Consider the following 19,570-nt stretch of genomic DNA (forward strand, 5'->3'; position numbering starts at 1 on the left):
GCCACGCCGGTGTCTGACACGACCACCCGGGCCGCGGCGCACCCGGAACCGGAGGCGCGGGCGTCCGCCGGCCGTGCGGCGGGCAGTCCGCTGTTCCGCAACGCCTACGCGCTGATGCTGAACACCGGTGTCTCCGGCCTGCTCGGCCTGGGGTTCTGGCTGGTCGCGGCCCGCTACTACTCCGAGTCCGCGGTCGGTCAGGGGTCTGCGGCGATCGCCGCGATGAAGCTGCTGGCGGGGCTGACGGCGGTGACCCTGACCGGTGCGCTGGCCCGCTTCCTCCCGGTCGCCGGCCGCACCACGGGGCGGCTGGTGCGGCGCACCTACCTCGGCAGTGCGGTCGTGGTGGCCCTCGCCGCCACCGCCTTCCTCCTCACCCTCGGCCTCTGGGGCCCCTCCTACCACTTCCTGCACGGCCTGCCGGCCGGCCTCGGCTTCGTCGGGGCGGTGGCGGCCTGGTCGGTGCTCACCCTCCAGGACGGGGTGCTGACCGGGCTGCGCAGCGCCTGCTGGGTCCCGGCCGGCAACCTCGCCTTCTCCACCGTGAAGCTGGGCCTGCTGGTCGTTCTCGCCTCCGCGTTCCCGACCGCCGGGGTCTTCGTGTCCTGGGTCGCGGCGATCGCGGTGTCGGTGCTGCCGCTGGGCTGGGTGGTCTTCCGGCGGCTGATCCCGCGCCACGTACGCGCCACCCACCGGACCGCCCGGCCGCCGTCGCCCGGCGAACTGGCCCGCTTCCTGGCCGGCGACTCCACCGGCTCGCTCTTCTCGCTCGCCGTCGTCTACCTCGTACCGGTGCTGGTCGCCTCGCAGGTCGGCGCGGCGGACAACGCGTACTTCTACGTCACCACCACCATCGGCGGCACGGTCAATCTGCTGGCCCTCAACATGGGCGCCTCGCTGACCGTGGAAGGGGCGCACGACCCGGCGGAGCTGGCCCGCCACACCCGGGCCGCGCTGCGCCGGATGACCCGCATCATGCTGCCGGTCTGCCTCGGCCTGTTCCTCTTCGCGCCGTGGATCCTGGGTGTGTTCGGCCCCGGATACGCACGGGCGGCGACGCCGCTGCTGCGCTGGTACGCGGTCGGTGCCGCACTGCGGGTCGTGATGGAGGTGCACTTCGCGGTGTTGCGCGCCCGGAGCCGCACGTCCGGACTCGCCGCCCTGCAGGGCCTGTTGTGCGTCCTGGTCCTCGGGCTGACGCTGGTGCTGCTGCCGCACCGGGGGCTGACCGGCGCCGGGATGGCCGAGGTCAGCAGCCTGACGGTGATCGTCGCGCTGGCCGCCCCGCGGCTGGGGCGGGTGCTGCGCGGCGGCACCGCCCCGGCGCCGCCGTGCCGGGTCCCCCCGGAAGGTCGCGCCCCGGACGGTGATCTGGCGGATCTGGCGGCCTACGGGGACCTGGGCGACGGGGCGTACGGGCTGCCGCGGGAGGCCGCCGTGCACCGGGGCCCGCCACCGCCCACCGCTCCCCCGCGGCGCGCCCGGTCCCGCCCCCGGCGCCGTACGGGCCGGGCGGCCACCGCCCTCGTCGTGCTCCTGGCGGCCACCGCCGCGGGCCTCTTCTGGCTGCCGCTGCGCGGTATGGGCGACACCGCCCTGGACCGGATGAACGGCCTCGGCCTGATCTCCGTCCTGCCCGGCGCGACACTCGCCGGGGCGGCCCTCCTGGTGGCCGCGTTCGCCGCGGCGCTCCGGCTCCCCCGGCAGCACCGGGCGCTGCTCGCGTCCGTCCTGGTGCTGACGGTGCTGGCGCTGCACGCCCTGCCCGCCGTACTGGAGGCCGAACCGCGCTTCCCCACCGCCTGGCAGCACCTGGGATTCCTGGATCACCTCTCCCGGACCGGCACGGCCGTACCGGACCTGGACGCGCGCTGGAGCTGGCCCGGTTTCTTCGCCGGGGCGCAGTTCCTGGCCGGGGCGTGCGGCGTCACCGATCTCACCGAACTCCTCCGCTGGTGGCCGCTCACCCTCCAACTCCTGTATCTGGCACCGCTTTTCCTGTTACTGAAGGCGGTACGGGCCGGGTGGCGGGCGAAGTGGTGCGCGGCCTGGCTGTTCGTGCTGTGCGGCTGGGTCGGCCAGGACTACTTCTCCCCCCAGGGGTTCACCTACCTCCTCTACCTCTGCTTCGTCGCGATCCTGCTGGTGTGGTTCCGGGCGCCGCACCGGGAGGCGGGCCGCCGGCGTCCGGGCGAGGCCGCCGTCCTGCCGGCCGGCCCCGGTCGCCGGGTGGTCCTGCTGACCGTTCTCCTCGCCCTCTTCGCCGCGTGCGTGGCGGGCCATCAGCTCACCCCCTTCGTCATGCTCGGGGTGCTCACCGTCCTGGTGGTGGCCCGCCGCTGCACCCTGCCCGGGCTGCCGCTGCTGCTCGGGGTGCTGGTCGCCGGGTGGGTCGGGTTCCTGGCCGAGCCCTACTGGTCGGGCCACTTCGACGAACTGTTCGGCGGTCTCGGCGGCGTCGGCGCCAACGTCAGCTCGTCCGTCACGGACCGGATCACCGGCGGCGACCCCACCCACCAGCTCGTCCTCTTCACCCGGGTGGCGCTGGCCGGCGGGGTGCTGGTGCTGGCCTGCTGGGGCGTACTGCGCCGACGCGCGGCCGGCTTCACCGAACGCTCCCTGCTGGCCCTGGCCGCCGTCCCGTTCCTGGCCTTCGGCCTGCAGTCGTACGGCGGCGAAATGGCCCTGCGGGTCTTCCTGTTCGCCCTGCCCGGTGCCTGCACGCTGGCCGCCCTCGCCCTCTTCCCGCACGGTACGGCCGCCCGGCGCGGCACCCTCGGGCCGCTCGCCGCGCTGCTGACCGGTCTGCTCCTGACCGCCGGCTTCCTCGTCGCCCGGTGGGGCAACGAGCCCTTCGAGCGGGTCCGGCCGGGCGAGGTGGCCGCCATGGATTACGTCTACGCGCACGACCGCCCGACGGTGCGGCTGCTGTGGCTGAGCAACGACCCGGTGGGCAGCGTCACCCCGGCGATGCCCTGGGGCGCCGAGGACATGGAGCGGGTGCAGTACGTACCGACCCTGGCGCCCCGCGACCCGGCCGCCGTCGCGTCGCTGGTCACCGCCCTTGGGAAGGCCGGTCCGCAGTCGTATCTGATCGTCAATCACGGCCAGTCGGAGTCACTGCGGCTGGACGCGGCGTACCCGCGGGGCTGGGAGCAGCGGCTGCGCACCGCCCTCGACCGCCGCCCCGGCCTCCGGCGGGTGTTCGGCAACGCGCACGCCGCGCTCTACACGCTCGCGCAGCGCCCGCCGGGCCCGGTTCCCGTTCCCCATCCTGGTCCGGCCGGCCCACGGGTGACCTGGACGCCCTGGTCGGTGCTGGGCGCGCTGTCCCTGCTCGCCCTGCTGGCGGTGCTCACCCTCCGCGAACTGCTCCGCGTGACGGCGCCCTCCCCCACTACCCGGCAGCACCGGCGGCTCCAGGCGCTCTTCTGGTTCGCGGTGCCCCTGCTGCTGACGTTTCTGGCATCCCTGGTGCAGCGTTTTCTGACGATGTCGTAGGCAGCGCTCACTCCGCGAGGGAGATCCACCGCACGCCGTACCCGTCGAGCACGCGCTCCTTTCCGCCCACGCGCACCGAGCCCGGCCGTTCCGCGGTATTCACCAGCAGTGCCGTCCGCCCGTCGCTCAGACCCAGGATGCCGTTGCTGCCGGTGGCCATTTCACGTGGCTGTGCGCCCGGTGGAAAGGCCTGGGAAAACCGTGCCAGCAGGCTCCACATGGGCAATTCCCGCCCGCCGTCCGGCGATTCGGTACTGCTCCACAAACACCCCGGGCAGTCCCGCCCGCCCTGCCCCTTCCCGTCCGTCTCCGGATTCCAGTAGAAGCCGCTGGTCGCGCCGCCCTCCGCCATCTCGATCAGCGCGACGGCCTGTGCGGCGACCCGCTTGCGCTCGCTCCAGCCGCGCCGCCCGCCCTTCTCGTCCGCGACTTCGACGTACCACTCCGCCCACCACAGCGGCAGCCCGCTCCTGGTCCGCAGCCACCGCCCCACCTCGGCGAACTTCCGGGCGGCGGTGAAGAGATCGGGGGCGTAACGGTCGTCCTTGCTGTAGCTGGACCCGTCGACGACCAGGAAATCCGCCCCGGCCTTGTGCCGGTTCCAGTAGGCGAAGGCGTCCAGCGTCCGCTGGTCGATATGCCCCCAGGCGCCCTTGAGCGCCGACGGATACCGGTCGTCGCCCGGCACATAGCTGTCCATCACCAGATAGGGCCCGCCCACCTGGTTGCGCTTGTCGGCCTTCTTCAGCTCCTGGTACACGAGGTTGTACAGCCGGGTGTAATTCTCGGCGTCCCACCGCCCCTTGGCGTCGTCGAAGAACCCCTTGAATTCGTTCCAGACGACGAAATGCCGGATCTGCGGATAGCGCCGGGCGACCTTTCCGGCGAGCGCCGCGAAATCCGCGTAGTGCTCCGGTTCCGGGGCCTTCTCCAGCCGGCTCCAGTCCGTCCGGCCGGGCGTCCCGCCCTTCATCCAGTCCGGCGCGCAGCACAGCGTCAGTACGGGCGTGCCGCCGGTGCGCCGGATCAGCGCCAGCCGCCGGTCCAGATCGTCGAACGCGTACCGCCCAGGGCTCGGTTCCGGGTTCCCCGCGCCCCAGCCCATGAGGTGCTGGTTCTGTGCCATCGGCCGCCCGGCGAGCAGGTGGGCCGCCCGTTCCACCGCCGCGTCCGTGCCCCGGTCCGCGCTGAACTGGGTGTGCGTGAAGCCCCATCCGGCCGCCGGCCCGGCCGCCCGTTCCGGCGCCGGCCCCTTGGCGTCCCGCTGGCCGCCCCCCGGCGCGCTCCACAGGACGAACAGCAGCCCCACGCCCAGCACCACCGCCCCGGCCACGATCACCCAGGCCGTACCCTGACGTTCCCCACCACGACGTAGCACACGGGCAGATTAACGAACCAACTGCCCAGTACATGCCGTTTCGGGGCAACGGGCGGGGGCTTCCCGGGCCGCGCCGGAGTTCCACTTCCTCCCTGGGACGGCTGGGACGGCATCGTCGGGTGGCCGGTCGGAAACGCTCAGCGAGCAGGGCACGCTCCGGTGCCGCTGCCAGTCGTTCGAGGAGGTTCCGATGAACCGACGCCTGTTCCGCAACGGTGTGGTCGCCCTGGTGGCCGCTCTCGCGATGGTCCCCGCGGTGGCGGTGGCCGACTCCGGTCCGTACCGCCATCCCGGGCGGCATACGGACGCGAGCCGCCATGTCCGGTATGCGCAGGGGGAGGTGGTGACCCCGCCCGGTGTGCCGCTGAACGTCCGCTCGGGGCCGGGTGTCACGTACCGGGTGATCGATGAGCTGCGTTCGGGGAGCCTGCACGGGCTGCGGTGCACGACGACCGGCAGCCGCGTGCACGGCAACCCGTACTGGTACAAGCTCGCGCACCGGCCGGGCTATGTCTCCGCCCACTACCTCCATGCGTTCGGCGCCGTTCCGTGGTGCTGAAGTCCGTGGTGCTGCCGTCCGTGGCGCTGATCCCGCCACGACGGGCGCCGCGCGGGTAGCGGCGTCCGGATGACCTCCGGCCGCCCGCCCGTGCACGGCGGTGGGCGGGCGAGCGGCCGGACCGAATGCCTGGAGGCTTGATGAGCACGGACTTCTCCGCGGCGGGGCCGGGACGCCGAGCGGTTCTCGGGTGGCTGGGCGGTGCCGCGGTCGCGGGCGCGGTCGTCCCGGGGCAGCGGGCCCTCGCGGCGGCCGGTCCGCCGCGGACCGCGGCCGGGCGGGTGGTGGCGCCGCCGGACGGGGCGCTGCCCGTACTGGCCGCGGCGGGGCGGCAGTTCCTCGCCGGGCGGCTGCGGCACACCACCGTGCTGCAGTCGTTCGTCTTCGACGAGCGCCGGGGGCACGTCTATGCGCTGCAGGTGGTGGCGGGCGGCGTCCGGCTGGCGGGCGAGCGGGCGGCCGTCTCGCACGCGGCGCGGGTCCGGCGGGGCGATCTGTGCCTGAACCGGTTGGCGCTGGACGGGTCGCCGGCCGGGCACATGTATCTGAAGGGCTTCGGGCACGGCGGTTCGATCGGCCTGGAGGAGTCCTGGGACGGCGTCACGCTGTGGACCGAGTGGGACGCCAACCCGGCGTCCGGGTACGGGCGCGGGCTGTGCCGCTTCCGGTTCGCGGACGGGCGGGTGCTGTCGCGGGCCGCCCCCGGCCTGCGGACCTACCGGCCGCTCATCGGCTCCACCAGCAACTCCCCCGCCGTCGACCCGGTGTACCGGCGCCTGCTGCTGCGGTACAAGAGGAGGGGAGTACCCCACTTCGCGCTGCACGATCTCGACCGGTTCCGGGCCGGGTGGTACCGGCCGCTGATCACCTTCCCCCAGCCCGGGGCCCACCTCGGGCTGCCCTTCCAGGGCATGGCCCTGTACGGCACATCCGCGTACCAGTTGCTCGGCAGTGCGTACGGGGTGGGCAATCCGCCGTCCTCGGGCGGCAACGCCCGCCTCTACCGCATCGATCTGCGCACCGGCAGGGTGGTGTGGCAGCAGATCGACCGGACGGCGCCGGAGTTGTCCCCGCGCGAGCCGGAGGGGCTGGCCGTATGGCGGGGCGGCGACGCCGGCCTGCCGCGGCTGTGCCTGGGCTTCACCGAGGGCCCGGCGGGCGGCCGCGGCTTCCGCCTGTACGAAAAAGCGCTCAACTGACCTTTCACTCCCTTTCCGCACGGTGTGTCATCAACCACTGGTCATGGGTACACATTCCGCCATCCAGGAGGAATCAGACGCCCCGGGCAACCGGTTGGGGCCTCTGCGGGGGAACCACTGCCGCATCACCGGCAGGGCGGTAAGGGAGGCGCACATGGTGTCCCGCTGGCGGCCGCTGCCCGACACACTCGATCCGGCCGGGCAGCTCCTGGCCCAGGAGCTGCGCGTACTCAAGGAGCGGACCGGGCTGAGCCTGGACGGGCTGGCCCGGAAGACGCCGTACAGCAAGTCCGCCTGGCACCGCTATCTCAACGGCGAGAAGCTGCCGCCGCGCGCCGCGGTCGAGGCGCTGGGCCGGGTGGCCGGGGCGGACCAGCTCCGGCTGCTGGGGCTGTACGAAGCGGCGCACCGGGCCCGTACGGCACCGGCGCCCGCGGGGAACGCGCCGGCCACCGCGGAGTTCGGGCCGCCGGCGCCGCCGACCGGCCCCGCCCGGCGGAAACTCCGCGGCGCCGGCGTCCTGATGGCCCTGACGGCCGTGCTGGCCACGGTGGGGGCGGCGGCCTCGATCGCGAGCATCCCGGCGCACGCGGTACGGGCCGAGTGGACGGCACCCGACACCTGTCACGGCCACCGGTGCCAGGGCCGCTACCCGAGACGGTTCGGCTGCCACCGCGACGCCCGGGCGGAGAGCGAGATCACGGACGCCACCTACACCGTGCGGCTGCTGTTCAGCCCGTCCTGCGGCGCGGTCTGGTCGGAGGTGCGGCCGCGTTCCGGCGGCGCGCAGAAGGTGTCGATCTGGGTGGGCCGCGACGCCCGGCTCACCTCGCATCCGGGCGGCCGGGCGGGACGCGCGGTCAGCCCGATGCTGGCCACGGAGGACCTGCGCAGCGCGGTGGCCTGCGCCCGGGTGGGCGACCGGGTCGCCTGCACCGGCGCCCTCGAACTCAAGACCCCGGCCCGCCCCGGCCCCGACCACGACCTGCCGGACCCCACCTTCCTGCTCCACGCGGCCCGCTGAGGGCGCCTGCGAGGTGGGGGCGGGCGCTCAACCAACGATCGCCAGGACCAGGAACACCGTTCCCGCGACGGCGGCGAGCCCCGCCCCCAGCCCGAAGGCCCACACCTTGTTGTTCTCGCCGCGGAGCAGTTCCTCCTCGGACTTGACCGACATGACGAAGACCCCGCCCTCGGCCGGCGCCCCCACGGCCAGCCGGCCGTCCCCGTCGGCGGCCTCACCGTGGACGTAGAACCGGCTGCCCGGACGGACGACCCATTCCTCGCGCCGGTACCCGATCGTCCCGTCGCCGCCCCCGAGGTCGAGGCTCAACGGCCCGATCCGAAGGCGCCTGCCGCCTCCCCCGGTGTGCGGGTCGAACCGGTCGAGCACCTTCTCCGCGCCGATGACCTCGTGCTCCCCGGGGCGGACCACCATGCTTCCGGTCGCGTCCGCCACGAAGAACGCGGTGGAGCTGGAGTGCTCGGACAGCACATCGGTAGACGTCCGGCGCCTCCGGTTGCCGTTGCCGTCGCGGTAGACCTCCTCGTACTTGCGGGTGATCCGGTGCTTGTGCCACACGCAGTCCACGCCCTCCAGCTCGGAGCGCAGCGCACCGTCCTTGTGGGGGCGGGCCTGTCCCACGACCTCGCACCGGTACCGGAAGTGCCCAGGGCCCGCGGCTTCCGCCGCCGCCTCGTGCAACGCCCGCAGGTCCGCCACCGGCAGGGTCTCGGTGCTCTCCATGGCCCGGGCCCGCGTATGCGAGACCCGTACCGCGTACGCACAGAGCACCGCAACGACCAACCCGCCCACACCTATCCAGATCACACCGAACCTCGCTTCACCCGCCCCCCTCCGACCGCGCGACCTTATCGGGGGCGTCCTGGGGCGGGGCAAGCGGCCGGCAGCGACGGCTCACGGCCCTCGTCCTCGGGCGCGCCGGCCCGGGCGTCCCGTCAGCGCTCCCGCCCCCGTGGCTTCAGGACCACCGGGGGGAGGTCGGGAGCCGGGAGGCGGGGGCCGGCATAGCCGTGGACGGTGCCGAAACGGGTGGTGTCCATCCAGTCGGTGCGGGCCTCGGCGATCTCCTCGTGGGTGCGGCCGACGAAGTTCCACCACATCACGATCTGCTCCTCGAACGGTACGCCGCCCAGGAGCATCAGGCTGCTGTCGGAGTGGGCGCGGAGCGGAAGCTCGGTGCGGCCGCAGCCGAGGTAGAGGAGGGCGCCGGGGGCGAGGCGGACGCCGTCGACCTCGGTTTCGCCGGAGATGGTCAGGGCCGCGTACTCGAAGTCGGGGTCGAGGGGGAGGCGGGTGTCCGTGGTGGCGGTGAGGGAGAGGTCGGCGCCCACGAGGGGCGAGTAGGTGGTGCCCGGGGACGCCGCCCCGTCGAGTTCGCCGAGGATGACGGTGGCGGTGAGGCCGCCGTTGCCGCCGGTGACCCGCGGCAGGTCGGTGTGGTGCTCGAAGTGCGCCGCGGTGTAGCGGTGTTCGGCGGGGAGGGCGACCCACAGCTGGGCGCCGTGCAGCAGCGGGCCGTGGCCGCTCGGGGATTCCTCGGAGTGGGCGATGGCCCCGCCGGACGTCATCAGGCCGAGTTCGCGCGGGCGGATGGTCCGCAGGCTGCCCACGCTGTCGCGGTGCAGCACCTCACCCGCGTGCAGCCAGCTGACGGTCTGCAGGCCCATGTGCGGGTGCGGCGGCACCTGCATACCGGGCTGGTCGACGATGTCGTCGGGGCCGTAGTGGTCGACGAAGCACCAGGCGCCGACCATCCGCCGGCCGAGGTTGGGCAGCAGCCGGCGGACCACGGTGCTCTCGCCGAGCGGCACCTGTTTCCCCGGCTGGAGGTCGCGGACCGGGCCGGTGCGGCCGGTGCCCCCGCACAGACTCGGCGCGGGTCTGGTATCGAGGTTGCTCATGGCGTCACGATAAGGCGGGTGCGGGGGCGGGCGGCGGCAGGCGCGAGGTGCCCGGGTGCGGCGGCCGGGTGCGGCGGCCGGGACCGCCCGGCGCGCGGCAGGGCTCAGGCGTAGAGGCCGCGCAGTCGCACGGACAGGCAGGTGACGCAGCCCTCCAGTTTCTCGAACTCGGAGATGTCCACGGGGACGGGCCGGTAGCCGAGGTCGGTGAAGAGGGCGGCGGACTCCGGGGCGCCGGCGGACATCAGGAGGGCGTCGCCGCCGAGGTGGACGACGTGCGCGCCGGCCTCCTCCGGGACGGGAAGGAAGCGCGGGAAGGCGGCGGGGTCGTCGACCAGCGGCGGGTGGCCGATGACGGTGCCGTCGGGGAGTGCGGTCACCGCGGATTTGAGGTGCAGCACCCGGCTGACCGGTACGGCGATCACGCGGGCCCCCAACGGCTCGAAGGCGGCGCGGAGTTGGCGCACCCCTTCGGAATTGGTGCGGCCGCCGCGGCCCACGTAGACCGTGTCGCCGATCTTCAGGACGTCACCGCCGTCCAGGGTGCCGGGCGCCCGGATCGCGTTGACGGAGCAGCCGAGCGCCTCCACGGCCTCCCGGGCGGCCGCTATCTCGGGCCTGCGGGGGTCGGCACCGGGGCGGGCGAGCAGCGCGACGTTGCGGAACATGACCATGGTGTCCTCGACGAACACCGCGTCGGGGCAGTCGTCGGCGGGTGCCACCTCGGTGGTCCGCCAGCCGTGGTCCCGCAGGGCCTGGACGTAGCCCTCCCACTGGCGCAGGGCGAGTGCGGGGTCGACCGGGCGCCGGGCGATATGGGTGACCAGACCCTCGGCGAGGCGCGGGCCGGGGCGGCGGACGAGGGCCTGTTTGCTGGGCATGGGGTGGCGGTCCTTTCGGGGGGCGCGGTGGGGAGTGCCGTGGGGGGCCGGGCGGGCCGGGGCCCCGGTGGTGGTGCCCGTCAGTCCTCGGCTCCGTACGTGGCGCGCAGGGCGTCCTCGACGGCGGTGCGGGCGGCGCGCCGGTCCAGGCCGAGGCGCTGGACGCGCCGGGCGTAGCTCTCGGCGGCCGCGGCGGCCTCCTTGTCCGCGGCGTCGCCGGCCGCCGCGATGAAGCTGCCGTTGCGGCCGCGGGTCTCGATCACACCGTCGGTCTCCAGGGCGCGGTACGCCTTGGCGACGGTGTTGGCGGCCAGGCCGAGGTCCTCGGCGAGGCCGCGGACGGTGGGGAGCTTGTAGCCGACCGGCAGTGCGCCCTCCCGGGCCTGGTCCGCGATCTGGGTGCGTACCTGCTCGAAGGGCGCGACGGCCGAGGCCTGGTCGATGGTGATGCTCACGGTCTGGGGGGACACGGGGGCGCTCCTGGTGGTGCCGTGATGTGTTTGTGGCACCCATTGTGCGCCAGGAGCGCCCGGCCTGCCGGGACCACGGCAGGGGCGGTGCGGGCGGGAAGCCCGTAGGGAGCGGGCTCCCGGGGGCTCGCTACACCTCCAGCGTCGTTCCCGTGGTCCGCAGCCAGGCGTTCATGCCGAGGACCAGTTCGGCACCGGGGCGGATGTCCTGGGTCGCGCCGTCGGCGGTGACCTCGGCGAGCGTTCCGGGGTCCAGCAACGGCCGGACGGGGGCATGGCGATCGGCGGCCAGTGCTCTCAGTTCGGCGCGCAGTGCCTCGCCGTAGCGGGGGTCCTGGGTGCTGGGGTAGGGGCTCTTGACGCGGTCGGCGACCACGTCGGGCAGGACGTCGCGGGTGGCGGCGCGCAGCAGCGACTTCTCCCGGCCGTCGAAGGTCTTCAGCGACCAAGGGGTGTTGAAGACGTAGTCGACGAGGCGGTGGTCGCAGAACGGAACCCGGACCTCCAGGCCGACGGCCATACTGGCGCGGTCCTTGCGGTCGAGGAGGATCTGCACGAAGCGGGTGAGGTGGAGATAGCTGATCTCGCGCATCCGGCGCTGGTGGCCGGTGTCGCCGTCGAGGTACGGCACTTCGGCGAGCGCCTCGCGGTAGCGGCGGGCCTCGTAGCCGGGCAGGTCGAGCTTGGCGAGCAGTCCGGCGTCGAGCAGCGCCTCGCGGACCGCGGTGCCGCCGGCGAAGCGGCCGGAGAGGCCCGCGGCGATCCAGGGGAAGGTGTCGGCGTGCACGGCCGCGGGGTCGTGGAACCAGCGGTAGCCGCCGAAGACCTCGTCCGCGGACTCTCCGGACAGGGCGACCGTGGACTGTTCGCGGACGGCCTTGAACAGCAGGTAGAGCGAGGTGTCGCCGTCGCCGAAACCGTTGGGCAGGTCGCGGGCGGCGAGCACCGCGGCGCGGTGGCCGGGGTCCATCAGGGCGGCGGTGTCCAGGACGATGTCGTGGTGGTCGGACCGGACGTGCGCGGCGAGGGCGTGCGCGTACGGACCGTCGGGGGTGCCGCGCAGATCGTCGGGCCGGAAGTTCTCGGTGTAGCCGGTGAAGTCGACGGCGAACGACCGCACCGGCCCGCGGCCGGCTTCCGCCAGCGCTTTGGCGGAGAGCGCGGTGATGGCGGAGGAGTCCAGTCCGCCGGAGAGCAGGGTGCACAACGGTACGTCGGCGATCAGCTGGCGGGCGACGATGTCGTCGAGCAGTGCGCGGATGCGCGCGACGGTGGTGGCCCGGTCGTCGGTGTGCTCGCGGGCTTCGAGGGCCCAGTAGCGGCGGACGGTCAGGCCGCCCCGGCGAACCCGGACGAGGTGGCCGGGGCGTACCTCGTGCATGCCCTTGTAGACGGCGTGGCCGGGGGTCTTGGTGAAGGTGATCAGCTCGGCGAGGCCCTCGGCGTCGACGGTGGGGTGGACGTCCGGGTGGGCCAGGATCGCCTTGGGCTCGGAGCCGAACAGCACTCCGTCGGGGGTGGGGTGGTAGTAGAGCGGTTTGATGCCCATCCGGTCGCGGACCAGCAGGAGTTCCTCGGTGCGCGGGTCCCAGAGCGCGAACGCGTACATGCCGTTGAGGCGGTCGGCGAACGCCTCGCCCCATTCGAGGTAGGCGTGCAGCACCACTTCGGTGTCGCTGCTGGTGCGGAAGGAGTGACCCGACCGCTCCAGTTCGGCGCGCAGTTCGCGGTAGTTGTAGACCTCGCCGCTGTACGTCGTGACGAGCACGGTGCGGCCGTCGCGGTCGACGGCCATGGGCTGCTTACCGCCGTCGATGTCGATGACGGCGAGCCGGCGGTGGCCCAGGGCGGCGTGCGTGCCGAGCCAGATCCCGGCGGCGTCCGGGCCTCGGCACGCCATGGTCCGTGTCATCGCTTCGACGGTGGGGCGCTGGGTGGTGAGGTCGTTGTCGTAGGCGATCCATCCGGTGATTCCGCACATCGTGGCGGCTCCTCCTTCGTGGGCGGCCGGCCGCCGCATTCCGCTGACGGCCGGCACGATCACCGTACGCCCAGATAGATGTATCGACCACCAAACGCGCCGCCGAACCACCCCGAACGAGCCATCCGCTGCGCTTGGCTTTCCGCCCACGTACTCGGCTGCAGCGCCGTGCTGGTACCTCGCCGTTGCGCGCTTTGCGGCGCCTCGCACGTACCTGGCTTTCCCGCCGCGGGGCTCGCTCGCCGTTGCGCGCTTTGCGGCGCCCCGCACGTAGCTGTCTGTGGCGCCGCGGGTCTTGGTCGCCGTTGCGCCTGCGGCGGGCCGGGTGGGTGTCGGGTGCGGTTCTGGCCCTCCAGACTTCGTCCTCCGGTCCAGCCCCTCCCGTAGGGGGAAGGGAAACGGCCGGTGGGGGTGCACGTAGTCCTACGTGCGGGCGGCGAACGGAACCACGCTCGCCCCCACTCAGCCCTTCCTCCCACTCCCGGGAGGGGACAGACCGGAGGACGAAGTCTGCAGGGCTGTCACCGCACCCGACACACAAACGCCCGCCGCCAGGCGTAACGGCGAGCAACACCCGCGGCGGGAAAGCCAGGTACGTGCGGGGCGCCGCAAAGCGCGCAACGGCGAGCAACGACCGCGGCGGGACGGCCGAGTACGTGGGGGGGCGCCGCGAAGCGCTACGTACGTGGGGGGAGATCGGCCAGGAGTGCGTACCGCTCGTCGTGGACCTCCTTGCCCCACAGGAGCGCGTCGGGTGCGAGGTCCTGCACGGACGTATGCGCCGCCAACGGGCCGACGAGGTCGGCCAGTTCGTCCGCGGGTATGCCGATAGGGTCCGACTCGCCCCAGCGGCCTTCCACGAGGACCAGCCGCCCGCCGGGCACCAGCAGACCGGCCCAGCGGCGCAGTGCGGCCGCCGGATCGGGCAGCGCCCACAGCAGATGGCGCACCAGCACCACGTCGAACCGCCGCTCCCCCGCGGGCGGTTCGGCGGCGTCGCCGACCAGGAAGGCGGCGTCCCACCCGGCGAGCTTGGCGCGGGCCCGCTCGATCATGCGCGGGGAACGGTCGACGCCCAGGACGCGGTGGCCCTGCTCCGCGGCGAGCAGGGCCAGACTTCCCGTGCCGCAGCCCAGGTCGAGCACCTCGGCCGGCTCGGCCGGCAGCCACGTCCGCAACCGGGTGGCCCAGGCCGCGCGCACGGCCGGGTCGCGCAGCCCGTGGTCCGGCTCGTCGTCGAAGGTCTCGGCGGCGGCTTCCCAGTAGGCCGCATCGGCCACCGGAAGGGCGGTCGGTTCCTGCCCGGCCGACCGGCGGGCGGGATCGTCCGGAGCCAGGTCGTGGGGCTGCCGGGACGGGGCGGCGGAGGTGTGCGTGCTCATGTCTCGATGCTGCCATCGACCACTGACAACGGCCCCGGACGACCGCCCCCGGCCCCCCGCGCCCGTTTCCTCCCGCCCTGCCTGTGGCCCCGCTTAGCGGTTCCCTAAACGACAGGCGCTTTACGCTGCGGAACATCGCAGGTAGGAGCGCGCCTATCGCCTTGATACCGGCGGCTTAGGGGCGGCGGGAGCCAAACAGGGAGCCACAGCCCACAAGCGATCACTCGTCGGTGGCGGCCTCTTCCTGGAAGATCTCGTCCATAGCCTCGGCCCCGGCCATGATGACGGGGCGAATCTGCTTGCGGTAGACCGTCTCCGTTGTCCGAGAGGAGCTGTGCCCAACAAGCTGCGCGATCCTATCCAGCGGGATGCCGTGATCCGACAGGATTGAAACGAAGCTGTGTCGCAGTTCTCTGGGAGTCCACTGTCTCGGATCAGGGAATCCTGCTTCTCGAAGCAGTGCACGGAAGTTCCGGCGAACATCCTCCGCCGTGCGTTGCTCCCCGCTGTCTGTTCCGAAGACGAACCCATCCTCGGCCGCCGGAAGACCCAACGCCTCTCGGCGCATCCTTTGCCTGGCCTGGTGCTCGACCAGAACCTCCACCAGCTGCCGCGGCATCGCCAAGGTGCGGCGGCTTGTCACTGTCTTGGTGTCACCGCGACGACGTACTGACCTCCATACCTCAATATGCGGAGGGTTTCCCTTCGACGAGGAGAGGTGAACGCGTCCCCACGTAAGAGGGCGTACCTCCTCAGTCCGGATCCCCACCAGCATCGACACAGCCACATAGACGTGAATCCACGTCCCTTGCCGCGTTGTAAGAACGGCTTTCGCCTGCTCCACCGTAAGCGATTTGCTCGGACGCCCAGGCTGCCCTTCCGGCAGCTCAACGAGTTCAGCTACATTTCGGAGCACTAGGTCCCGGCGTTGCGCGTGAGTGATCGACCGCCGCAGAATCGAGAGAATCATCTCCAGCGAACTCTTCGCGAGGACCAGGGATTTCTCGTCGAGCCAGCAATCGACAGAATCAACCGTCAGATCACGCAACCTTGCCTTGCCCAGGTCAGTGACCACGTGGTTGGCCATGCTTGTGTAGGTGTTAACGCTTCCCTGGTCACGCCCCTTGAGCCCTTGCGCAAGCCAAGCACGTACCGCCTGCTCGACCGTGTATGTAGCAGACGTCTTAACGCCTGCCTCTAGCTCCCGTTTCCTCACTCGCAGCTTGGCGCGTACCTCAGTCTTCGTTTTCCCTGACACCTTGGCACGGATGCGCTTTCCGGATGGGCTGTAGCCCATCGATACAGCACCAACGTATCGATTCTTTGCCTTGTCCCAATAGATGGAGTCCTCGCCCTTTCCAGCCCGCCGACGCGAGGGTTCCTCAGCCACGAAGTGTCCTCCTCATAGAACGGGACGAGGCCGCACCCCAGCGTGGGGCGCGGCCTCGTCCTTTGGATGATTCAGATTGCTGCTTCCGACTCCCGGATCAGCAGCGCAACGTACTCGTCGATGAACTGAAGTGGCACCAGCCGCCGCCGGCCGATGCGTACGGTGCGAAGCCGCCCGAGACGTATCTCTTCGTACGCCATCGACCGTCCCACTCCACAGAGCTCGGCAGCATCCTCGATCTTGTAGAGTCGCGGCTCCACCGCGGCCCGCTCGGCACTCAACGCCATGTGCTTCTCCTCGTCAGACGACAGCGGGCTTCCCCCCTTCTGCGGGATCCGCTACATCCGCTACATCCGCTACATCGCAGGTCAGGGGCCCCTTTTGTGTAGCGGATAGGCACGATGTAGCGGATAGGTTCCGCTACGCGGGGCGGGCGACGGTCAGGTGGGGTGTAGCGCTGCTGTCCGCTACATCGCGCGTATCCGCTACATCCGCACCGTCGCTGACCTGGGGTGTAGCGGGTGTAGCGGATGTAGCGGATGTGGGGGAAGGGGGCGGGCAGTAGCGCAGCCACGCGTCGGCGAGGTCTTCGGCGTAGTAGCCCTTGGGGACGCCGGATGAGGTACGAATGGATCGGGGTTTGACGGCCTTGTTGTCGGCGGTGGGGTAGTCGGAGAGCATCTTGGCCAGGGCGCGGCTGGTGAGCGGTCGGCCATTCATGTCGCCCCAGGGTGCGTCCTCCAGGCTGTGGAGGATTGCGAGGATGGCGGTGGTCGGCATGCGGTCGGCGCCGCGGAAGACGTGGTCACGCAGGTCGGTGAGGAGGCGGACTCCGATGGAGGCCGCGTCGTCGTCCTTGGCTGCTGCGACGAGCTCGACACAGGCGGCGCGGGCCCGCTCGGGCCAGGTGCCGCCGGCGGCCTCGGCGACGGCGAGCAGTGGTTCCCATACGTCCGCGGGCCGGTCAGAGATGCCTTCGGGAAGCTGCGGCCAGGCGTCAGTGACTCGGTCGCGGACCTGGTCGGCCCAGGCGGCGAGGCGCTCGCCGAGTGCGTGGCCTTCCTTTTCGTGGATGCGCTGGCGGTAGGGCTCGACCTTTTCGTTGGGGGCCCGCTTGCGCATGCGGACGATGATGGAGCGGGTCAGGATCGTGTCCGGCAGGGAACCCAGACCGGCCACGGCTACCGCGCAGAAGGAGGGGAAGGGGGTGGCAGTCTGGTTGGAGCCGTCGCCGACGCATCGGAGGCTGTTGGCGCCGCGGCGGTAGCCGGAGTTGAGGAAGGCCCGTAGTTCCTCGTTGCCGTTGGCCTTGGGGCCGTAGATGGTGTCGATCTCGTCGAAGAGGATGGTCGGCCGGCCCTCCTCGGCGGAGACGACGCGGAAGAGGGCATTGGCAGAGGGGTTGACGGTCATCAGCGGCCGGGGCACCAGGGTCTCGACGATCTCCAGAGCCCGGGACTTGCCGCTTCCCGGCTCGGGGGAGAGGAAGGCGAGGCGTGGTGTGGAGTCGAAGCAGTCGAAGAGGTGGGCGTGGGCGTCCCACAGGGCCACGGCGACGTAGGCGGCTTCGCGGGGGAACTTGTTGAACCGGCGGTGGAAGAATTCGACTTCGTCCAGCAGGGCGGAGCCGTCGATGGGCTCGGTCATGCGGCTTTCCTTGTCTCGCAGGTGGCGGGGCGGCGCCAGGGGCAGGAGGAGCGGTGCGCGTCGTGCTCTTCGATCAGGGAGAGCACCTTGATGCGTCCGACGGCGCTGCGGTCCCGGCCGCAGCAGCACGTGGAGGTGGCGGTGGGGATGGCGCCGCGGGGTGCGGTGATGTGCAGCCAGGCGATGGGGTGGCGTCCGTCGCCGGTCGGGTGCGGGTCAGAACTTTGAAAGGACGCCCTTCGGGCGGCGTCCTTCGGGCCGCTCACCCCAGCTTGCTGCTGGGTGCTGGTGGCGAGCTGCGGGCCAAGGATGGTCACGCTGCCCTCCCTGGGCCGCTGTGGAGTCCGCGGGTGACGGCGCGGTGGGCGTAGGGCTCGGGGACGCCGACGGCTACGGCCGCCTCCACGATCTGCCGGCCGAGGGCGTCCAGGTCGCAGGGACCAGGGCACTTGGCGTGCTGGGCGGCGATGAACTGTGCCACCCCGAACGCCTGTGAGCCGGCACCGGATTCGGTGTGGCTGCGGACCATGGCGAGTCCGCGCTCCAGGCCGGTGAGGACGAACCGTGGGGTGTGGCGGCAGCCGGTAGCCACGGTGCGGTCCCAGGTGGCGTGCTTGTGGAGGGAAGAGACCACGCCCCCGCGGGCGGGGGTGGTCTCTTCCTTCACAACCAGGGCGCGGACGGCCGACGGCAGATCGATCAGGACTCCGGTGCCGGGGCTGAGCCAGCGGGCATAGGTGGAGCGGGACTTGATGTCCACTCCAGGACGTACGGCGTTGGCGGACGGCATGGTGCCGCGATAGATCCAGTGCTCTCCCCGCGTGGTCGCCACTGTGCGCGTGGCGGGCAGGGTCTGACGGGCCCAGTCGACGGACGCGGGGTTGTCGAGGTCGAGGACGGTGAGCCCGGCCCCGGCGGGGTGGTAGGCGACCGCTACCGCCTGCCGCCACGCCTGCTCCCACCCCGGAGAGGTGAGCACGGCGAGGTCGGTGGTGGCGGCGGCCCAGGCGTGGCACGGCCGCGGGCAGCGGCAGGGGCCGGCGGCCTTCATGTGCGGGCGGTCCCCGCAGGCGCTTCCCGTGCACTGCGGGCAGTTGTAGAAGGGCCGCTTTCCCCGCCGCAGCGGGAGTACCGGGACGCCGTGGGCGGCGAGATTCAGCGCGGTTCGCCGGATGTCGGTGGATTGGGTCATGCTGGATGTCTCCAGTTCTCTGAAGAGGGGCTGGTGCCGGGGCGACCGCGGTTCTTTGGCGAGATGCGGCGGTCGCCCCGGGCGCCGTTAGAACGGGGGTTTGTCGTCGAACGACGAGCCCGAAGCCGCCGGGCTGCCGGCGGCGGGCGGGGCGGAGAGGTCGCTGGCCCAGGGGTCGCCTTCGGTCGATGCGGAACCGCTGCGCTGGGTGCGTTCGACGGTGGCGGTGGCGAAGAGCAGGCTGGGGCCGATGTCGTCGACTTCCACCGCGAGCATCGAGCGGTTCTCGCCCTCCGGGGTCTGCCAGTTGTGCTGGCGGATGCGGCCGGACAGGACCACGCGGGAGCCCTTGGTGAGGCTGTCGGCCACGTGCTCGGCCAGCTGGCGCCACGCGGCGCACCGGAAGAACGCGGCGGTGCCGTCCTTCCACTGCCCGGAGGTCTTGTCGTAGGTGCGCGGGGTGGAGGCAACGGTGAACTTCACCAGCGCTGCACCGGAGGTGGTGTACTTCAGTTCCGGGTCGGCGGTGAGGTTGCCCGTGATGGTGACGGGGGTTTCTCCGAACGACATGCGGGTCTCCTTCTTCTCGATTCAGCTGTTGCGGTGGTAGGTGGCGAGCTGGGCGTCTAATCCGTCGTCGTCCCCGCTGTCGCGATAGCGGCGGCACGGTGCGCCCGGGGGCCCCGCGGGCGTTGGTGCCGGTCGGCCGGGCGGCCATCAGGTGGATGGGGCCGCCGTGCTTGCATGCGTAGCCGTTGTGTTCCCGCGGGCAGCGTCCTTCGGACTTGGCGTGGCACTGGCCGCACGCTCCGGTGCACTGGCAGCGCCAGGCGGCCGCCGTCATGACGGCGCGGAACACCGTTGCGGCGGCGATCGGTTCGGACTTCATGCCGCCCACCCCCACCGCTCCTGGCTGGTGTGGGCCGGGGTCAGGAAGTGGATGGCGGCTTCGGCCTGCTGGGGCACGACGCCGTTGCCCAGGGCCCGCAGTTGCTGGGTTCGGGTCAGTTCGGGTACGTCGGTGACGTGGCCGGCGGTCAGGCCCATCAGCCATTCCACGAACGG

Annotated in this window: 17 protein-coding genes and 1 pseudogene; 4 read left to right on the plus strand and 14 right to left on the minus strand. The window is 72.1% G+C overall.

The window, feature by feature from the left end; genetic code table 11:
• Window positions 1-9: 9 nt before the first annotated feature.
• Window positions 10-3,501 (plus strand): hypothetical protein, encoded by a 3,492-nt coding sequence (locus tag IG62_RS0133780; RefSeq protein ID WP_030812376.1) that lies wholly within the window; start codon window positions 10-12, stop codon window positions 3,499-3,501.
• A 7-nt stretch (window positions 3,502-3,508) separates the two neighbouring features.
• On the opposite strand, the gene IG62_RS0133785 is transcribed toward IG62_RS0133780, so the two are convergent.
• The gene (locus IG62_RS0133785) at window positions 3,509-4,840 is read right to left on the minus strand and encodes a xylan 1,4-beta-xylosidase (RefSeq protein WP_234326852.1); all 1,332 of its coding nucleotides are present in this window, start codon (window positions 4,838-4,840) and stop codon (window positions 3,509-3,511) included.
• 229 nt (window positions 4,841-5,069) lie between these two features.
• Between IG62_RS0133785 and IG62_RS0133790 the strand changes: the two genes are divergently transcribed.
• The 3 genes from IG62_RS0133790 to IG62_RS43510 all read left to right on the plus strand — a co-directional run bounded on the left by IG62_RS0133790 (window position 5,070) and on the right by IG62_RS43510 (window position 7,661).
• Window positions 5,070-5,438, plus strand: a complete 369-nt coding sequence (locus IG62_RS0133790; protein WP_030812387.1) for an SH3 domain-containing protein — start codon at window positions 5,070-5,072, stop codon at window positions 5,436-5,438.
• Between the two features lie 140 nt (window positions 5,439-5,578).
• Entirely contained in the window at window positions 5,579-6,637 is a 1,059-nt protein-coding gene (locus IG62_RS42595; protein WP_051798986.1) for a hypothetical protein, read from the plus strand.
• Between the two features lie 154 nt (window positions 6,638-6,791).
• Window positions 6,792-7,661 carry a helix-turn-helix domain-containing protein gene (locus IG62_RS43510; RefSeq protein ID WP_051798988.1) on the plus strand — a complete coding sequence of 290 codons (870 nt, stop codon included), beginning with the start codon at window positions 6,792-6,794 and terminating at the stop codon, window positions 7,659-7,661.
• 27 nt (window positions 7,662-7,688) lie between these two features.
• On the opposite strand, the gene IG62_RS0133805 is transcribed toward IG62_RS43510, so the two are convergent.
• The 13 genes and pseudogenes from IG62_RS0133805 to IG62_RS45560 form a co-directional block, all read right to left on the minus strand.
• Window positions 7,689-8,384 (minus strand): E3 ubiquitin ligase family protein, encoded by a 696-nt coding sequence (locus IG62_RS0133805; protein WP_234326853.1) that lies wholly within the window; start codon window positions 8,382-8,384, stop codon window positions 7,689-7,691.
• 212 nt (window positions 8,385-8,596) lie between these two features.
• Window positions 8,597-9,562, minus strand: coding sequence for a pirin family protein (locus tag IG62_RS0133810; RefSeq protein WP_030812398.1), 966 nt, complete (start codon window positions 9,560-9,562; stop codon window positions 8,597-8,599).
• Window positions 9,563-9,666: 104 nt separating this feature from the next.
• A complete protein-coding gene (gene ddaH, locus IG62_RS0133815) occupies window positions 9,667-10,443 on the minus strand; it encodes a dimethylargininase (protein WP_030812401.1) in 777 nt (258 codons plus the stop codon).
• Between the two features lie 80 nt (window positions 10,444-10,523).
• Window positions 10,524-10,913, minus strand: a complete 390-nt coding sequence (locus IG62_RS0133820; RefSeq protein WP_030812404.1) for a GntR family transcriptional regulator — start codon at window positions 10,911-10,913, stop codon at window positions 10,524-10,526.
• A 130-nt stretch (window positions 10,914-11,043) separates the two neighbouring features.
• The gene (gene asnB / locus IG62_RS0133825; protein WP_030812408.1) at window positions 11,044-12,894 is read right to left on the minus strand and encodes an asparagine synthase (glutamine-hydrolyzing); all 1,851 of its coding nucleotides are present in this window, start codon (window positions 12,892-12,894) and stop codon (window positions 11,044-11,046) included.
• Between the two features lie 677 nt (window positions 12,895-13,571).
• Window positions 13,572-14,276, minus strand: coding sequence for a class I SAM-dependent methyltransferase (locus IG62_RS0133830; RefSeq protein ID WP_078872414.1), 705 nt, complete (start codon window positions 14,274-14,276; stop codon window positions 13,572-13,574).
• A gap of 220 nt (window positions 14,277-14,496) precedes the next feature.
• Window positions 14,497-15,666 (minus strand): site-specific integrase, encoded by a 1,170-nt coding sequence (locus tag IG62_RS0133835; RefSeq protein WP_030812415.1) that lies wholly within the window; start codon window positions 15,664-15,666, stop codon window positions 14,497-14,499.
• A 71-nt stretch (window positions 15,667-15,737) separates the two neighbouring features.
• Window positions 15,738-15,953, minus strand: coding sequence for a helix-turn-helix domain-containing protein (locus tag IG62_RS0133840; RefSeq protein WP_030812417.1), 216 nt, complete (start codon window positions 15,951-15,953; stop codon window positions 15,738-15,740).
• Window positions 15,954-16,086: 133 nt separating this feature from the next.
• Window positions 16,087-17,313 carry a DUF3631 domain-containing protein gene (locus IG62_RS0133845; RefSeq protein WP_030812420.1) on the minus strand — a complete coding sequence of 409 codons (1,227 nt, stop codon included), beginning with the start codon at window positions 17,311-17,313 and terminating at the stop codon, window positions 16,087-16,089.
• Window positions 17,310-17,630 (minus strand): hypothetical protein, encoded by a 321-nt coding sequence (locus tag IG62_RS49240; RefSeq protein ID WP_234326854.1) that lies wholly within the window; start codon window positions 17,628-17,630, stop codon window positions 17,310-17,312. Before IG62_RS49240 ends, IG62_RS0133845 begins: the two co-directional genes overlap by 4 nt.
• A complete protein-coding gene (locus IG62_RS0133855) occupies window positions 17,627-18,505 on the minus strand; it encodes a bifunctional DNA primase/polymerase (RefSeq protein ID WP_030812428.1) in 879 nt (292 codons plus the stop codon). Before IG62_RS0133855 ends, IG62_RS49240 begins: the two co-directional genes overlap by 4 nt.
• Window positions 18,506-18,592: 87 nt before the next feature.
• Window positions 18,593-19,075 carry a single-stranded DNA-binding protein gene (gene ssb / locus IG62_RS0133860; RefSeq protein WP_030812431.1) on the minus strand — a complete coding sequence of 161 codons (483 nt, stop codon included), beginning with the start codon at window positions 19,073-19,075 and terminating at the stop codon, window positions 18,593-18,595.
• A gap of 315 nt (window positions 19,076-19,390) precedes the next feature.
• A pseudogene (locus tag IG62_RS45560) lies at window positions 19,391-19,570 on the minus strand (DNA cytosine methyltransferase); the annotation flags it as partial.

This window comes from Streptomyces sp. NRRL S-337 (assembly GCF_000720175.1).
Taxonomy (GTDB): Bacteria; Actinomycetota; Actinomycetes; order Streptomycetales; family Streptomycetaceae; genus Streptomyces; species Streptomyces siderophoricus.

What these genes read in the sequence shown, in the direction of transcription:
- IG62_RS0133790 (WP_030812387.1), top strand. Translation starts at nt 5,070, where the DNA reads ATGAACCGACGCCTGTTCCGCAACGGTGTGGTCGCCCTGGTGGCCGCT.
- IG62_RS42595 (WP_051798986.1), top strand. Translation starts at nt 5,579, where the DNA reads ATGAGCACGGACTTCTCCGCGGCGGGGCCGGGACGCCGAGCGGTTCTC.
- IG62_RS43510 (WP_051798988.1), top strand. Translation starts at nt 6,792, where the DNA reads ATGGTGTCCCGCTGGCGGCCGCTGCCCGACACACTCGATCCGGCCGGG.
- IG62_RS0133805 (WP_234326853.1), bottom strand. Translation starts at nt 8,384, where the DNA reads ATGGAGAGCACCGAGACCCTGCCGGTGGCGGACCTGCGGGCGTTGCAC.
- IG62_RS0133810 (WP_030812398.1), bottom strand. Translation starts at nt 9,562, where the DNA reads ATGAGCAACCTCGATACCAGACCCGCGCCGAGTCTGTGCGGGGGCACC.
- ddaH (WP_030812401.1), bottom strand. Translation starts at nt 10,443, where the DNA reads ATGCCCAGCAAACAGGCCCTCGTCCGCCGCCCCGGCCCGCGCCTCGCC.
- asnB (WP_030812408.1), bottom strand. Translation starts at nt 12,894, where the DNA reads ATGTGCGGAATCACCGGATGGATCGCCTACGACAACGACCTCACCACC.
- IG62_RS0133830 (WP_078872414.1), bottom strand. Translation starts at nt 14,276, where the DNA reads ATGAGCACGCACACCTCCGCCGCCCCGTCCCGGCAGCCCCACGACCTG.
- IG62_RS0133840 (WP_030812417.1), bottom strand. Translation starts at nt 15,953, where the DNA reads ATGGCGTTGAGTGCCGAGCGGGCCGCGGTGGAGCCGCGACTCTACAAG.
- IG62_RS0133845 (WP_030812420.1), bottom strand. Translation starts at nt 17,313, where the DNA reads ATGACCGAGCCCATCGACGGCTCCGCCCTGCTGGACGAAGTCGAATTC.
- IG62_RS0133855 (WP_030812428.1), bottom strand. Translation starts at nt 18,505, where the DNA reads ATGACCCAATCCACCGACATCCGGCGAACCGCGCTGAATCTCGCCGCC.
- ssb (WP_030812431.1), bottom strand. Translation starts at nt 19,075, where the DNA reads ATGTCGTTCGGAGAAACCCCCGTCACCATCACGGGCAACCTCACCGCC.